Source organism: Nocardia sp. CS682, assembly GCF_004634405.1.
GTDB classification, from domain to species: Bacteria; Actinomycetota; Actinomycetes; order Mycobacteriales; family Mycobacteriaceae; genus Nocardia; species Nocardia ninae.
Window position 1 is genome coordinate 6,220,500 of record NZ_CP029710.1, and the last position, 15,152, is coordinate 6,235,651.

General features: G+C 67.1%; 15 protein-coding genes. 7 read left to right on the forward strand and 8 right to left on the reverse strand.

Features of this window, described 5'->3' with window-relative positions; translation table 11 throughout:
- Positions 1-17: 17 nt before the first annotated feature.
- The 3 genes from DMB37_RS28015 to DMB37_RS28025 all read right to left on the reverse strand — a co-directional run bounded on the left by DMB37_RS28015 (position 18) and on the right by DMB37_RS28025 (position 2,114).
- On the reverse strand, positions 18-965 hold the full coding sequence (locus DMB37_RS28015; RefSeq protein ID WP_135235224.1) for a sensor histidine kinase: 948 nt from the start codon (positions 963-965) through the stop codon (positions 18-20).
- Complete coding sequence (locus tag DMB37_RS40720; protein WP_167768960.1) at positions 962-1,216, reverse strand: STAS domain-containing protein; 255 nt, start codon at positions 1,214-1,216, stop codon at positions 962-964. Before DMB37_RS40720 ends, DMB37_RS28015 begins: the two co-directional genes overlap by 4 nt.
- A 253-nt stretch (positions 1,217-1,469) precedes the next feature.
- The gene (locus DMB37_RS28025; RefSeq protein ID WP_135235226.1) at positions 1,470-2,114 is read right to left on the reverse strand and encodes a TetR/AcrR family transcriptional regulator; all 645 of its coding nucleotides are present in this window, start codon (positions 2,112-2,114) and stop codon (positions 1,470-1,472) included.
- A 383-nt stretch (positions 2,115-2,497) separates the two neighbouring features.
- Between DMB37_RS28025 and DMB37_RS28030 the strand changes: the two genes are divergently transcribed.
- Entirely contained in the window at positions 2,498-2,890 is a 393-nt protein-coding gene (locus DMB37_RS28030; RefSeq protein WP_135235227.1) for a hypothetical protein, read from the forward strand.
- A 60-nt stretch (positions 2,891-2,950) separates the two neighbouring features.
- Positions 2,951-4,543 carry a carboxylesterase/lipase family protein gene (locus tag DMB37_RS28035; RefSeq protein WP_135235228.1) on the forward strand — a complete coding sequence of 531 codons (1,593 nt, stop codon included), beginning with the start codon at positions 2,951-2,953 and terminating at the stop codon, positions 4,541-4,543.
- Positions 4,544-4,563: 20 nt separating this feature from the next.
- Here DMB37_RS28035 and DMB37_RS28040 read toward each other — a convergent pair whose 3' ends face one another.
- Both DMB37_RS28040 and DMB37_RS28045 read right to left on the reverse strand, forming a co-directional pair.
- Positions 4,564-5,031, reverse strand: coding sequence for a DUF4352 domain-containing protein (locus DMB37_RS28040; protein ID WP_135235229.1), 468 nt, complete (start codon positions 5,029-5,031; stop codon positions 4,564-4,566).
- A gap of 40 nt (positions 5,032-5,071) precedes the next feature.
- Positions 5,072-5,533: a transglycosylase SLT domain-containing protein gene (locus DMB37_RS28045; protein WP_240771681.1), complete on the reverse strand. Its 462-nt coding sequence runs from the start codon at positions 5,531-5,533 to the stop codon at positions 5,072-5,074.
- 207 nt (positions 5,534-5,740) lie between these two features.
- Here DMB37_RS28045 and DMB37_RS28050 point away from each other — a divergent pair, with 207 nt between their 5' ends.
- From DMB37_RS28050 to DMB37_RS28060, 3 genes are all read left to right on the forward strand, one after another.
- Positions 5,741-6,712 (forward strand): G1 family glutamic endopeptidase, encoded by a 972-nt coding sequence (locus DMB37_RS28050; protein ID WP_135235230.1) that lies wholly within the window; start codon positions 5,741-5,743, stop codon positions 6,710-6,712.
- Between the two features lie 178 nt (positions 6,713-6,890).
- The gene (locus tag DMB37_RS40725; RefSeq protein ID WP_159080163.1) at positions 6,891-7,070 is read left to right on the forward strand and encodes an RNA polymerase sigma factor region1.1 domain-containing protein; all 180 of its coding nucleotides are present in this window, start codon (positions 6,891-6,893) and stop codon (positions 7,068-7,070) included.
- A 121-nt stretch (positions 7,071-7,191) separates the two neighbouring features.
- Positions 7,192-8,481, forward strand: a complete 1,290-nt coding sequence (locus tag DMB37_RS28060; protein ID WP_135235232.1) for a hypothetical protein — start codon at positions 7,192-7,194, stop codon at positions 8,479-8,481.
- A 21-nt stretch (positions 8,482-8,502) separates the two neighbouring features.
- Here the strand turns inward: DMB37_RS28060 and DMB37_RS28065 are convergent, their stop codons facing one another.
- Entirely contained in the window at positions 8,503-8,976 is a 474-nt protein-coding gene (locus tag DMB37_RS28065; protein WP_135235233.1) for an NUDIX domain-containing protein, read from the reverse strand.
- Positions 8,977-9,212: 236 nt separating this feature from the next.
- Between DMB37_RS28065 and DMB37_RS28070 the strand changes: the two genes are divergently transcribed.
- The gene (locus DMB37_RS28070; RefSeq protein WP_255508315.1) at positions 9,213-9,839 is read left to right on the forward strand and encodes a TerD family protein; all 627 of its coding nucleotides are present in this window, start codon (positions 9,213-9,215) and stop codon (positions 9,837-9,839) included.
- 10 nt (positions 9,840-9,849) lie between these two features.
- Here DMB37_RS28070 and DMB37_RS28075 read toward each other — a convergent pair whose 3' ends face one another.
- Together DMB37_RS28075 and DMB37_RS28080 are read right to left on the reverse strand one after the other, a co-directional pair.
- Positions 9,850-10,509: a serine protease gene (locus DMB37_RS28075; RefSeq protein ID WP_135235234.1), complete on the reverse strand. Its 660-nt coding sequence runs from the start codon at positions 10,507-10,509 to the stop codon at positions 9,850-9,852.
- 169 nt (positions 10,510-10,678) lie between these two features.
- Entirely contained in the window at positions 10,679-12,712 is a 2,034-nt protein-coding gene (locus DMB37_RS28080) for a M3 family metallopeptidase (RefSeq protein ID WP_135235235.1), read from the reverse strand.
- 400 nt (positions 12,713-13,112) lie between these two features.
- Here DMB37_RS28080 and DMB37_RS28085 point away from each other — a divergent pair, with 400 nt between their 5' ends.
- Positions 13,113-15,005: a nitrate- and nitrite sensing domain-containing protein gene (locus DMB37_RS28085; protein WP_240771683.1), complete on the forward strand. Its 1,893-nt coding sequence runs from the start codon at positions 13,113-13,115 to the stop codon at positions 15,003-15,005.
- The last annotated feature ends 147 nt before the right edge of the window (positions 15,006-15,152 follow it).

Sequence of the window (15,152 nt, forward strand, 5' to 3'; positions counted from 1 at the left end):
GGCTTTTCACGGGCCGCTCAGGCCAGGCGGAGGTCCATCTGGATGGTGGTGCCGTGCACGCCGGTGTGGATGCGGACCAGGTCGGTGAGGTGGTTGACCAGCAGCAGGCCGCGGCCACCGAATTGGAACGGTTGCGGTGGCAGGCGGCCCGCGAGGGGATTGGTGATGTGGCCCGCGTCGCGGACCTGAGCGCGCAGCTGTCTACCCTCGAGCCAGAGCGCCAGCGTGCCGCTGCCGCCGCCGTGCACCACCGAGTTGGTGATGGTCTCGGCGATCACCAACTCCAGGTCGATGATCCGGTCGTCGTCCATGCCGAGGCCGCGCGCGTAGGCGCCCGCCCTGTGCCGGGTCTCGGCGAGCGTCGCGGCGTCGAAGGCGAGCACGCTCGCTATGGCGGGCGGCGGGGACAACGGCTTGTTGTACGAGGCGACGATGCGGTCGGGATCGTAGGCATTACTGGCCCGTTCGCCGTCGCCGTCGATCAGGGTCGGATGCGTCGCGTGCGCGTCGACCAGCACGGTCGGGTCCAGGCGTTCGGTGTCGTAAGGGCACAGGATCGTGACCTCGCGGCCGGTGAACGCGGCATTGATCAGCGCTTCGTGCTGGACGCACGCCGGGTACTCGGTCGCCGAGCGCCCGGCCCAGATGGGTTCACCGATGATCCGCACGCGGCCGGTCGGGTAGGTGTCGGCGAAGGCGCGCAGCACGCCCGGAATGATCCGGCCGGGGTTGCGGCCTTCGACGGTCATGTCCATCAGCCGCACGGCCTCGGCATCGGCGCCGAGTTCGGCGCGGATCAGCTCCAGGTTCGGCCCGGGGACCGAGACCGCGACCGGTTCGTTGTTGGCCAGTCCCGCTCGGATGAAGCCCACGGTGCCGGCCAGGTACTCCTCGGTATCGCTGTAGAACAGCGCCGGGTGCACGAAGGGGTCTGCGGTGGGTAGCGGGTCGGTGGTGATGGTCATGCGCGGTCTACCTCAATTGTGGGAAGCGACGGCCAGAACAGCTCGAGGATGCGGACCAGCGTCACGGGCGGGTTGTGCAGCACGACCCGGCGCCCCTCGGCCGACTGATTCGTGGCTTCCACCAGTATCAGGGTGCCATGTGTGTCGATGAAGGTCAGCTCGGACAATTCCAGGTGGATGTCGGGTGCGGCGGGTAGTTCGGCCAGCGCACTCTGCCACTCGTCATGCGTCGTGAGGTCGACCTGACCCACGCAGCGTAGACCAGGTGGCTTGCTGGTCGAGAACGTCCGCAACCTGGTTGTATCCGGCGAGATAGCGGGACCTCGTTCGGCGGGTCTCGCTGGTTCGGCCTGCACCGTCGTACCACCCCTTCTGCCTATCCACGGCAGGGAAACTTATGCATAAACTTACGCCCCGTTGCCCGGCGGTCATCAGGTGGCCGGTCGGGCAGGCCGTACTGTTCGACGGCGATGCCGTGCGCGGACGATCGGTCGTAAAGTCCGTTCAGGCTGCGGGAAGGATCGACGGATCGGTGCAGTACGCCCGCAGTCGCCACAGCATGGCGGCGCGCGACTGCGCGAACGCGGCGTCGCGCTCCAGCAGTCGCGAACGGGTGACCGCGGCGTAGCCGAGCGCGTCGAGCTCGAAGGCGAGCACGCCGGGGTCGGTGTCCTGCCGCAACTGGCCGGCGTCGAGTGCGGTGCGAATGATGTTGTGCACGAATGCATCCCAATCGCGGGCGAGGCTGACGACCCGGTCGCGCACCGGCCCCGGCTGGTCGTCGAACTCGTGCTGGACGGCCACGAAGAAGCAGCCGCCGGGCAGCACCCGGCCGGTATAGAACGCCAATCGCGCCTCGTGCAGCGCCCACAATTGACGCACGCCGGCCGGGGCCTGCATGGCGGGCTGCACCACCCGCTCCGCCCATTGCAGTCGCGCGCGCTCGATGGCCGCCAACTGCAGCTCTTCCTTGTCGCGCCACAGCGAGAACAGTCCGGACTTGCTCACGCCGGCCTCGGCGGCCACCTGGCCCATGCTCAGTGCGCCGAGTCCCTCGACGGAGGCGAGCGAGACAACCGCGTCCAGGACGGCCGTTCTGGATCGGTCGCCGCGCGCTCGGCGCCCGTCGGCCGGGGGCCTGTTCGTCATGTCGATATCCTATTCAATAGGTACGACCGATCGGTCGCAATGGTGGAGACTTGTCGTGTTCGGGTGCGGCGCCGATCGGCGTCCGGTGGGCTGCCGCCCCGGGAACCTTGCGGAAGCGTACGTCCAACGATCGACGGCGAAATGGGGGATTCCCCTGAGGCGTAAACAGTTTCGTTTCGAATATCTTCGTCCCATCGGAGCCGCAGACCGAAAAACGCTGTACTCCAATGCTTTAGACGGCCCACCGCACCAGGAAAAACTTCCGGTGGGAAGGGTCTGTTCCGAATCCGAACGCGATGTGTGCGTTCCCGGTGAACCAGAGGTCGATGGTGTCGAAGAAGAGTGTGCGTTCCGGTGGGGCTCGGCGGGTAATGGTGCGGAGCGTGGTCGCGGCAACCCTGGTATTGGCACCGGCTGCGGTCCTTGTCCCGGTGGCCTCCGCCATCCCGTGCCACGCGCCGACCGATGTCGGCTGCACCAACCCCAACGGAACCCTCAATACGGGTCCGCACCACCGTCCCGGTGGCTTCGACGATCGCAACGGGGCGGACGGTTTCGACGATCGCTACGGGGTGGACGGTTACGACCTCTTCGGTTATGACAAGTTCGGTTACAACCGCTTCGGTTACAACAGGTCCGGCTATGACCGGTCCGGTTACGATCGGGAGGGGTACACGGCACAGGGCTGCGCCCGCAACGGCGCGGACCGTCCGAACGCCGACTCCGCCGCGTGTGAACGGTGGCGGTCGCGTCCGGCCACCGGCAGTGCTTCCTAGCGGGTTGCGATAGGGCGCACAACGGTTCAGCCGACCGTCACTCGACAGAGAGGCTCCGCGATGAACGCCTACTGGTCCGCCAAGCTCCGGTGGCGAGCACGACGGATGGCGGTGACGGTCGCCGTCCTCTCCGTGGTGTGCGGGGCGGTAGTCGGGTGCAACGACTCGAACGAGCAGCAGCCGACCGACGCGGCGGTCGTGCGGACCCAGTCCGGGCCGGTGCGCGGGTCGGTGACCGCGGACTTGCGCTCGTTCTCCGGAATACCTTATGCGGCAGCACCGACGGGCGAGCTGCGGTGGAAACCGCCTGCTGCACCGGCCATCTGGTCGCAGGAGCGGGCTGCCACCACACCGGGCGCGCAATGCCTCCAGACGGAAGGCCCAGGGCCGCTCTCGGGCAGTGAGGACTGCCTGTTCCTGAACGTGTCGACGCCGAGCGGCACGCCCGAGCGGCCCCGACCGGTGATGGTGTGGTTCCACGGCGGGGCGTTCCTCGTCGGCAGCGGCGACTGGTACGACCCGTCGCGGCTGGTGCGGACCGGCGACATGGTGGTGGTCACGGTCAACTACCGGCTGGGTGCGCTAGGTTTTCTCGGACACCCGTCGGTGGCGCACGACGACGGGCAGGTCGGCAACTTCGGGCTGCTGGATCAGCAGGCTGCGCTGCGCTGGGTGCGCGACAATATCGCCGCGTTCGGCGGCGATCCGGCAAAGGTGACCATCGCCGGTGAGTCGGCGGGTGCGATGTCGGTGTGTGATCACCTGGTGTCGCCCGCCTCGGAGCGGTTGTTCCAGGGCGCGATCTTGCAGAGCGGTCCGTGCGAATTGCAGGCCGATCGGCAGACCGCGGTCGCCAAGAGCGAGCAATACGCGGCGACGCTCGGCTGCCCGGGCGCCGATGCCGCCACCGCGCAGTGCCTGCGCGCGCTGCCCGCGGACAAGGTCGCCGCGACGCCCTTGCAGTTCACCGGCGAGGGCGGGGAGGGGCTGCCCGGTCCGATCTTCGGCCAACCCTTGCTGCCCGAAGACCCGCTCGGCGCTTTCCGCGCGGGCAAGGCCGCGAAGGTGCCGGTGCTCATCGGCGCGAACCACGACGAGTACACCTATTTCACCGCCCGGCAGGCGATCACCGCCGAGCAATATCCCCAGCTGCTGTCGGTATTCGGTCCCCGCGCCGGGGCCGTGGCCGAACGCTATCCGCTGACCGGTTACGACCAGCCGACGCTGGCCTGGTCGGCGGTGATGACCGACTACCTCTTCGTCTGCCCGATCGCGGGCATGGCGCAATCTCTCGTCCGCACCGGCCCGGTGTACGCCTACCAGTTCGCGGACCGCAACGCCGCGCCGCTGCCCGGCGTGCCCACCCCGCCGCCCTTTCCGCTGGGCGCGTCACACGCCTTCGAACTGCCCTACCTGTTCGACCTGAAGGGGGCATCGCCGCCGGCCAGCCCTGCTCAGAAAGACTTGTCCGACAAGATGGTCCGTTATTGGTCCAGTTTCGTTCGATCCGGCGATCCGAACAGCAAGGGCCTCCCGGACTGGCCCCGGCACACCGGTGACCAGACGCTGGTCCTCGAACCGGAGAAGTTCACCACCATCGACGTATCCCGAAACCACCACTGCGATCTCTGGTCGGGCATACCTGCCCCGTAATCGACCCGCCCGCGCACGTGCTAGCCGGGCAGCGCAATGGTGGCGACACAGGTGTTGTCGCGCAGCAGCTTCGGGGAAGTATCGGCCGGAATGTCGTACCAGAGGTCCACTTCCGCACGATTGCCTGCGCCGAGGGTGAGCTCGGTGGGTTGGCGCTTGATCGCCATCGCGTCGACGCTGGGCGGGTGCGGGCGATCGGCAGCGTCGTCGAGGTGGTAGTCGCTCGGCCGGGTGGTGCGGAAGGTGTTGTCCGTGTTGGTGATTGCTATCCGAACACGGATGAACTGGCCTTTCGGCAGCCACTCGGCGTGCGTGCCGAAGATGTAGGCGATGCCGGGCTCGACGGTCATGGCGGTGACCGTCAGCTTGGTGCAGTCCTGCGGTGTGCGAACGTGTTCGGTGGTGGTGGGCGCCGGTGGCGGCGCCGGGGCAGGCTCCGCGCCGCAGGCAGTGAGGGGCAGTAGCAAGAGGGGGAGGAGCCGACGCACGGATCAAGACTAGGTGTGCCGCGTCCCGTTGTATCGCGGATCAGTACCAGTGGTGCGCTTGCCAGAATTCCCAGGCGCCGATGGGGCTGCCGTAGCGCTTGTTCATGTAGTCGTAGGTCCAGCGGATCTGGGTCACCGGGTTGAACGGCCAGTCGAGTCCGTGGGTCCCCATCTTGTGCGGCGGCAGGGCCTGGCCCAGGCCGTAGGCCCCGCTCTCCGGATTCACGGCGAAGACATTCCAGCCGCTTTCCCTGGTGATGATGTTGTCGAACGCCCAGAAATGGTGCGGCGGCACCATTGTCATGGCCAGCGCCTTGACGCCGGCCCTGGGTAGCGAGAGCGAGGAACCCACCGGATGAGTTTTCCAACTGCTCGACGGTGTCGCGCAAATCGGCGGCGCATCGGGGGCCGCGCAGTCGGTGGCGACGGCGTTCGCCGGGGCGGCGCCGAGGAAAATGGCACAGACGGCTGCTGCGAGGGTAGGAATGAAGTACCGCATCATCGATTCGGTCCTTTCGTATCCACGGGTGAATCTCGAAGCCGGTAGTGCTAATTCAGCAAATCACTAGTAACCGGCGATGTGGTGCAGCTGCTCCGGAGTGTCCGCGAAATGAATACAATCGCGGTTTTCGGGTATGGAGATAATTTCTGCGGTTCGTCGGGTGTGCCATCGCAGCTCGGTCATACTTTTCGGCTATCGTGGCCCTTCATGACGACTACCCCGGGTCGGACGCGAATTCGAAGCCGTCTCGCCGCGTCGGTGGTGGGGGCGATCGTGGTGGTGCTGGCTTCGCCATCGCTGGTGCCCGCGCAAGCGGCGCCCGAGCCGGCGCCGAAACCGGCGCCGAAGTCGCCACCGGGTGCGAAATCGGAGCAGACGCCGCCGCGCATCCGCGGCACGAATTGGGCCGGTTACGTCGTCACGGGCAGTTTCAAGAGCGTCAGCGCGGAATGGGTCGAACCCGAAGTCACCTGCTCCGACACCGGCGTGATCCAGCGCGTGGTGCCCTGGGTCGGGCTGAACGGGACGCTGGTCAACGGCAAGCAGGCCTTGCCGTTGATGCAGACCGGCTCGGAAGCCATTTGCGTCAGCCCGGCGGGTGCGCTCGCCTCACTGCCAGGATTGGCGGTGGTCAATGTGGCCAGCGCCACCGTGGCCGATAATCCGGAGTGGTTCCGCAATGCGGTCAGGGCCGCCCAGAGTATGAACAGCCAGATAGGGCAGTTCGCCTCCGACGGGTGCGCTGTGCTGGGTACCGGTTCGGCCCAGGGCGCCGCGATGTGTGCCCAGCAGACGTATCGAATGGCGCTGTGGGAGGCATATCCGGCGAACCCGGTGATCTATCCGGACGTTTCCTCGAACCCCGGCGACACAATGCGAGCCTCGGTCACCTTCGACGGTAAGGCGTACACCATGACGCTGGCGAATGTGACGCAGAATTGGACGCGGACCACCGTCGCGGAGTCCGATGCTCCCGCGTTGAGCGCGGAAATCATCGTCGAAGGACAGTTGAACAGCGCCCTGCCGACGTTCAGCCCGATCACCTTCACCAATGTGCAGATCGACGGAAAACCGTTGACCGCATTCGAGCCGGTGGGTTATTCGATCGGCGCCACGAATGGTGAGCTCGGACCCGGGCCGATCAACGAGAACGGCACCAGCTTCACCATCGCCAAATAGTTCGCCGCTCGTCTGCCCGCGCGGTGCCCGCCGCCGAGCGCGGCGTCGCCGTGCAGCGGGCTGCGGCAGTCAAATATCAAGAGTCCAGCGATATCTCAGTCGTCACCCAGGTCGCGCTGATAGCCTTGGCCGTCCCTGGACGGACAGCCGTTCGGCCACCCGACACTGGAGACATTGCATGGCGAATCCCGGAATGAAAGAACTCATCGCGCTGGGGCACGAACAGAAGTACATCACCCACGCCGAGATCAATGAGTACGTCCCCGAGGCCGTCGGCGATCGCGATCAGTTCGTCGGCATCATCCAGATGCTGGACGCCAGGGGCATCCCGGTCTACGAATCCGATCCGGTGGAATAACGCTCCTCTGACGCGATCCGACCGATCCGGACGGCTCACAGGTTCGAATACGAACCGGCGGTGTGCGCACTCGAGGCGTGCACGCCGGACATCGTTGTCGGTGAGACCGGAAGGATGAACTGTGGTGGTTCGAGCGCGCGGTGCACGGTCGATGGTGGGAGTCTCCGCATTGCTGGCGGGGATGGTATTGGCGGTCGCTCCGGTGCGGGCGGAGGGGTTGCCCGCAGGCTGCGCCGGTGCGGTGACGGCAGGCAACGACACCATCACCTGTTCGGACAACCTCACGGCCGGTTCGGTACTCGACGCGGGCGAGGGCGACGACACCATCGTGATCGAGGGTGACGTACTCGAGGGTGCGGTGGTATCCGGCGGCGTGGGCAAGGACAAGATCTCCGCGCGCAATGTCGGCCGGTTCCTTTGCCCGGCAGCCGAACTCGGCGCAGACGATGTCAACGGCGGCGTCCTCGACGGTGGTCCGGGCGACGACGAGATCACGGTCGGCGGCCAGGACCGGCCCGCGGCCTGCGATGCCGCCATGCAGAAGGGGCCCGGCGGCAATGTCGGGCGCCACGGTGCCGTCGTGGGTGGGCCGGGCAACGACGTGCTCCGAATCGGCAGTGTCGGTTATGTTTTCCAGCCCGACCCGGCCGATCCGGCGACGACCGCCGGTGCACACGGTGGCCGGGTATCCGGCGACGAGGGCGACGACACCATCACCATCGACACCGTCAGCCTCGGCGAGCGCCCGCCGAGCGGCACCGCGCCGGACGCGCCGGACGCCGTGTTCGGCGGAGCGGGCAAGGACACGATCTCGGTCCACCGAACCGTCGGCGCCGCCGATATCTACGGCGATGCCTACGCACCCATCCCCGACGCGGCCGGTGACACCATCACGGTGGACGAGATGACCGGCGGCTGGGTCCACGGCGGCCCCGGCGACGACCTCGTCACCGGCGGCACCCTCGGCGGCGCGGGCGCCGCACTCTGGGGCGACGACGGCAACGACACCATCAAGGCCGCCGACATGTACCTCGGCGCAAGTGTTTTCGGCGGTGACGGGAACGACGCGCTGTCGGCGACCTCGCTCAACAAGGATCCGAGCACCCGCGCCGCCACACTGATCGGCGGCAACGGCGACGACAGGATCGACGTCGGCACGGTCGGCACCACCGACTCCGTCGTGCTCGGCGACGGCACCGACCCCACCGCGGGCGCCGACCCCAACGGCGGCACCGGCAAGGACACCATCACCGCAATCGCCAACAACGGCAGCATCTTCGGCGGCAACGACGACGACACCATCACCATCGACGTCAACAACAACCTCGTCGACGGCAGCGCGGGCACCAACACCTGCACCATCAAGGGCCAAGGGTCGCGAGGTTCGGTCACCGCCTGCGAACAGAAATAGTCCGTGCCGCGAAACCGGCTGTCAGGGAGCAGGTTCGAACCAGGCAGGGCCGTCGCCCAAGGCCTGCTCGATGCGCAACACGTCGTGCGCGGGCAAGTCCGGCAACGCCGACACCGCGAACCACCCGACCTCCAGGGATTCGTCGTCATTGACCCGCGCCGTGCCGCCGGTCGCCCGGCACCGGATGGTGATGTCCATGAACTGGCAGATGTCACCATTCGGATAGGTGTGCGGCGGCATGGCCCGGACCAGCACGAGACGCTCCGCCACACAGTGAACGGCGGTCTCCTCGAACACCTCTCGGACGGCGCAGGCCGCAGGCTGCTCGCCGGGTTCGGGCATCCCGCCGATGATCGCCCAGGCACCGCTGTCGGCGCGCCGCCCGAGCAGCAGCCTGCCCTCGTCATCGAAGACCACCGCGCTGACGCCCGGTAGCCACAGCAGTTGCCTGCCCGCGTCGGCCCGGATGGTGCGGATGAAGTCGGGGGTAGCCATGGGGCGACAGTATTGCGCCGGACCGCCGCACCGGTCGAATCGCGAGCGTGGCGAATCTCCGCGATTGAATCCGTTGTCTGCGGGGTATGCGGCCGGTGACGGGCTGTTTCGGGTTCGGTCGGCAGAGATGCGGTCCGAGCCCGGAGTAGCGGTGCACCCCGGCAGCGTCAACGGTGACGAGCTTCTCGATGACGAGCAGGCACGGCGGGAGCGACCGGTACGGGCCCTGAGCACAGTTGGAGATAGATAGGCGTTGCGGTAGCTGGATACCGTGCTCGCCCCTGAGAAAGGGGACACGGTTGTCCTTCCCGTTGCAGAATCCCGATGGCACCTCACCGGAGCATGTCGCTGTCTCCCTGGGGTGGGATCCGTCGGATCAATCCCTGCTGGTCGATTTCGACGGCACGGTGACCCCGGGCACCAGATTCGACTTGAATTCGGCGGCTTTGGTTTTCGCGGGGGAAGTCCTGGTGGACACCGTCTACCACGAGCAACTGGTCTCGCGGGACGGAGCGATCGCGCACAGTGGGGACAGCCCGATCGGGGACGGCGCGGGGGACAACGAGGTGATCACCGTCGAGCTGGGGCGGCTGGCGCCCGAGGTGACGTCGGTCATTTTTCTCGTAACTTCGTACTCGGGGCAGAGTTTCGCGCAGATCGAGAACGCGTACCTCCGGCTGGTCGACACCACCTCGGGCCTCGAGATCACCCGCTACCTTCTCAGCGGCGGACCGCACACCGGGCTCGCGATGGGCAAACTCGTTCGCACACCGCAGTGTTGGTACTTTCTCGGGATCGGTGAAGGGATATACGCCCATCACCTGGCCGAAGCGGTCCCGCAGATGGCGCGCTACCTGCCGTAGTGCGGGTAGGTCAGAGCGGCCGATAGCCGGCGCCGACACCGCCGCGCGCATTGAGGTCGTGCATGATGGCGCTGATGTTGGTGCCGACCTGCGGCCCGAGGCACCCGACGCCGAGATAGGCGTTCACCATGCCGACCAGTGTGGTGCCGACCACCACCGGCGCACCGGAATCGCCTTTCATCACACACATTTGGGTCCAGGTCTCGGTGCTGGTGGCGCGCACATCGCCCCAGACGACACCGCAGCTCGTCCCGCTGGTGCTGCCCCGTTTGCACACGACGGTCGGAAACTGGGCAGGCGCACCGAGATCGGTGATGGTGGTGCCGCCGACGCCGCGCACCGGCTGCACGCGCTGGTCATCGAACTCGATGACCGCGTAGTCCAGCGTGCGGTCGGAGTAGGCGAACCGGCCCACCGCCGCCCCGTTGGGATCGCCTTCGACCACGACGACCGAGCCCGGCTCACCGCAGTGCCCTGCGGTCAAACCGACGAGCCGATCGGCGCTGTCCTTACCGATGGTCGTCAAGGTGCAACCGACCTTCGAGTCGACCAGGATGCCGGAGCCACCGCCGACGGTCGGCGGGGTGTCGTCCGCCTGAGCCTGGGCGGAAGCGGTTCCGAGCAGCGCGGTTGCGGTGGCGGCGGCGAAGGCGAGTGCGGTTCGTGTCACGAGCAGGGCTCCTCTGGATCGGCTCCCCGGTGCGGTCCGGCCGGGTGTTCGCGACATTCCCGCCTCGATCGTTTCCAAACGGGCTATGTCGCAACCGAATTCGCGCAGGAAGCGGCGATCCTCCGGAGCGTACGCCACCGGCGTGCGCTGCCGTGCCGTTCTCCGGCCCTCAGATCAGCCCGCGGCGGGCCAGCAGCGGCTCGATCTCGGGGGCACGCCCACGGAAGGCTTCGAACGCCGCCAACGGGTCCACCGACCCACCCTTGGCGAGCAGCTCGCGCCGGAAGGCCGCCCCCTTCTCCCGGATCGACGCGGCACCGTCGTCGAACCAGTCCACCGTGTCCGCGTCCAGCACCTCGCTCCAGATGTAGGAGTAGTACCCGGCGGCGTATCCACCCGCGAAGATGTGTGCGAAGTAGCCCGTCCGGTACCGCGGCGGGATCGCCTCGATGGCCAGTCCGGCCTTGCGCAGCGCCTTCGCCTCGAACGCCTCCGCGTCGGCCCCGGCCAGCGCCTCGGCTTCGGGCACGCGATGCCACGCCCAATCCAGCAGCGTCGCACCGAGATACTCGACGGTCCGGAAGCCCTCACCGAACCGCTGCGCCGCGGTCATCCGCTCGACCAGCTCGGCGGGCATCGGCTCGCCGGTCTCGATGTGGCGGGCATAGTTGGCCAGCATGTCCGGCCGGACCATCCACACTTCGTTGACCTGCGACGGGAACTCCACGAAGTCGCGCGGCACCTCGGTGCCTGCGAAGAACGGGTAGCGCACATCCGAGAACAACCCGTGCAGCGCGTGCCCGAACTCGTGAAAGAGCGTTCGGACGTTGTCCCAGGTCAGCAGCGCGGGCTCACCGGCCGGTGGCTTCACGATGTTGAGGTTGTTCACCACCACCGGTTGCGTCTCCAGCAGCCGGGATTGGCTGACCAGCTCGTTCATCCAGGCCCCGCCGTATTTGGACGGCCGCGCGAAGAAGTCACCGAGGAACAGCCCCAGTGCGCTGCCGTCCGCGTCGAACACCTCGAAGACCCGGACTTCCGGATGGTAACCGACCAGATCGGTGCGCTCGCGCAGGGTGATCCCGTAGACCTGCTCGGCGGCGAAGAACACCCCGTCGTGCAGCACCCGCTCGAGTTCGAAGTAGGGGCGCAAGGCCTCGGCGTCCAGCGAGAACCGCTCGGCCCGCACCCGCTGCGACCAGAACTGCCAATCCCACGAGCAGAGTTCGCCCTCGGTGCCGTTCGCGCGCATCGCCGCCGCCAACTCGGTCGCCTCGCGCTCGGCGTTGGCCACCGCGGGCGGGACCAGCCGTCCGAGCATCTCCTCGACGGCCTCCGGGGTGCGCGCGGTCTGGTCTGCTACCGCGTACGCGGCGTGGTCCGGGTAGCCGAGTAGTGCGGCGCGTTCGGCGCGCAGGGCGGCGATCCGGACGGCGAGGTTGCCGTTCTCGGGCAAGCCGCGCCCCAGCGAGGCCGCCATCACCCTGCGCCGCAGGTCCCGGTCCGCGAGCTCGGCGAGGACGGGCTGGTTGGAGACGTTCTGCAGGCTCAGCGCCCATGCGCCCTCGTGGCCTGCCGAACGGGCGTTCTCGGCCGCGGCGATCACTTCGGCGGGGCTGAGGCCTGCGAGTTCCTCGACGTTCGCCACGAGCACCGTCGCGGCGTTCCTTGCCGTCACGTTGTTCTGCCCGAACTCCGTTGTCGCCGCAGCGAGTTCGGTGTTGAGCTCACGTAACCGCGCCTGGCCCGCCGCGTCCAGTCCGGCGCCCGCCCGGACGAACCGCAGGCGATACTGCTCCACCAACCGCAGTTCCTCGGCGTCGAGGTCCAGGTCGGCGCGGCGCCGGTAGAGCGATTCGATCCTGGCGAACAGGTCCGCATTCAGGTGGATGGTGTCGCGGTGCGCCGCCAGCCGCGGCGACAGCTCGGCCTCGATCGCTTCGGTCCCCGCGGTGAAGTCCGACGAAGCGATGTTGAAGAAGACATTGGAGACGCGGGTGAGCAGCGCGCCCGAGCGTTCGAGTGCCACGACGGTATTGCGGAAGGTCGGCTCTTCGTCCGTGGCGGTGATCGCGGCGATCTCGGTCAGCTGCTCGGCCATGCCGCGCTCGAACGCGGGCAGGTAGTGCTCCTCGGCGATCTCGGCGAACGGCGGCAACTGGTAGGGAAGCGTGCTGCGCTCGAAGAACGGGTTGCTCGTCATAGGGAAACCCTATGTCGGAACGCCCTGCGGCCGTCGGCGGATGTGCGCAATGCGTCGCGACGCCGCCGTGCTCGCCGGGTTGCTCGGCCACCTGTGCATCGCCAAAAACCTCACCGCGTCCGCCGGTCCGCTGTGCGGGCATCGACATGTCGAAAATGGTTGATTACCAGCGTGTTTAGAAATGTAACAGGTGCCTGATTTGTCCGTTCTTCGCGTTGACAGCTGGATGGTGCGGTTAGAGGCTGCACCTGACTTTCCGTGCTCACCGGGAAGCGATCGCTTCGGTAAATCGGAGGAGCTGGCTGTGCGTTCACGTCGACGATCGGAAAATGCCGGTAGCAGAACGGAAATCACGATCCGTGGGCTATTGGGGCGAATCCTGATTGTTTCGCTGGTCTTGGTGTCGGTGTCGCTCGGGGTGATCGTGGTCCGGGAGGTCGGCTCCTATCGGCAGAGCGGTGCGACCGTCACCGCGGTGTCGCACGCCCTGGCGGTGCAGGACCTGGTGCAGGAGATACAGCGGGAGCGTGGCCTGAGCAACGGGTTGCTGGGTGGTGATGTCGGGCTGGAGCGGGCATTGGCTGATCAACGAGTGAGCACCGATCGGGCGATCGATACACTCGCCGCCGGAACCGCCGGTGCGGACCAATTACGCTCGGCTCTCGACAGATTCGCGACTCTCGCGACGACTCGTGCGCAGATCGATGGCTATCGGGTCAGCAGGCAGGCGGCCTTTCAGTTCTATACCGACGGCATCGCCGTGCTGAATCGTCTGACGCTCGGCCTCGACTCGGCGCGCGACGAGCAGATCCGGCACGGATTGCGAGCGCTGTACGCATTGGGTGATGTGAAAGAACAGACGGCCAAGGAGCGTGGCTTCCTCAATGGCGTCTTCACCGCCAACGCGTTCCAGCCTGACGAGTACGGGCAATTCCTGGAGATTCGCGCCGCCAAAACGGCGGGCCTCGCCGCGTTCGCGCTGTACGCGACGGACCGTCGGCAGCGGCTGCTCGATGCCGTGCTGCATGGTGAAAACGCCACCGCGGCAGCAGAATCGGAGCAGGTCGCCGTCGCTTCTTACCACGGACCGCTGGTGCGCCCGGTAGATCCGGGGAACTGGTGGGCGCAGATGACGGCGGTCATCGATGAGCAGCGCAGCGTGCAACAGGTGATCGGTGACGATGTGCGGCAGCGCGCGGCGGTGCTGCGTATGCATGCCGCGCTGATCCTCGGCGGTGTCCTGCTCGCGGCGCTGATTGCGGTAATCGCCGAGGTGACCCTGGTTTTCGTCAGTGTGCGGGCAATCGTGCGCCCGCTGGCGCTGCTGGCCGCCGACGCGGACGATGTGGCTGATCGCCGACTGCCACGCATCATTGCAGCCTGGCAGGCGGCTGATCGTTCGCAGCCGCTCCCACCGGAGCCGGTGCGCGCCGCACCTGGCGCGAGTACTGAAATCACGGCCCTGACAGCGGCATTGGACGGTGTGCAGAGCACCGCTTTCGCGCTGGCCTCTGAGCAGGCGCTGGTTCGTCGCAACACAGAGGAATCCTTGGCGAATCTCGCGCGCCGCAGTCAGAACCTGGTTCGCCGCCAGCTCGGCTTGATCAGCGAGTTCGAGCGCACAGAACTCGATCCCAGGGGGTTGTCCAACCTGTTCGAGCTCGACCACCTGGCCACCCGGATGCGCCGCAACGCGGAGAATCTCCTGGTGCTCGTCGGTGAGGCGAGCCCGCGGCGCTGGGCCGAGCCGATCGCGCTCAGCGATGTGATTCGGGCCGGACTGTCCGAGGTGGCCGACTATCACCCGGTGGTGGTGCACCGGCTCGATGAGGTCGCGATCGTCGGCGGGGTGGTCACCGGTCTGGCACACATGCTCGCCGAGCTGATCGAGAACGGTCTCGCCTTCTCGCCGCCGGACGTCGAAGTGGAGATCCACGGCCGGATGGTCGCCGCCGGGTATCTGCTCGCGGTCGTCGATCACGGCATCGGGATGCCGTCGGACAAGTTGGCGCAGGCGAACGCGCGGCTGCGCGGCGAGCAGGACTTCGTCGTCGCGCCGACGCGGTATGTCGGGCTGTATGTGGTCGGACGGTTGGCGCGGCGGCTAGGTATCGCGGTCGAGCTCACCGCGTCACCGATCAGTGGGATCGTCGCGCGGTTGCATTTGCCCGCGGAGATCATTGCGACTGAGCTGGGTGCGCAGAGCGTGACCGCGGTGCCGCCGCACAGTGCTGTTGCCGCGCAGGGTGCGGATGAGACCAGGGTGCCCGGCGGGTTGATCCTGCGCGGCTGACGGGCGTCGTAGGACCGGTCCCGGCCGGGATTCCAGATCGAAAGGGGTGGTCAGAGCCGTCTCGCGCCTATGTCATATGGCATATTGCCTATATACGATTTTATCTGTTACCGTCCGTCACGGAAATATATGGCGGAGATCCGTGAC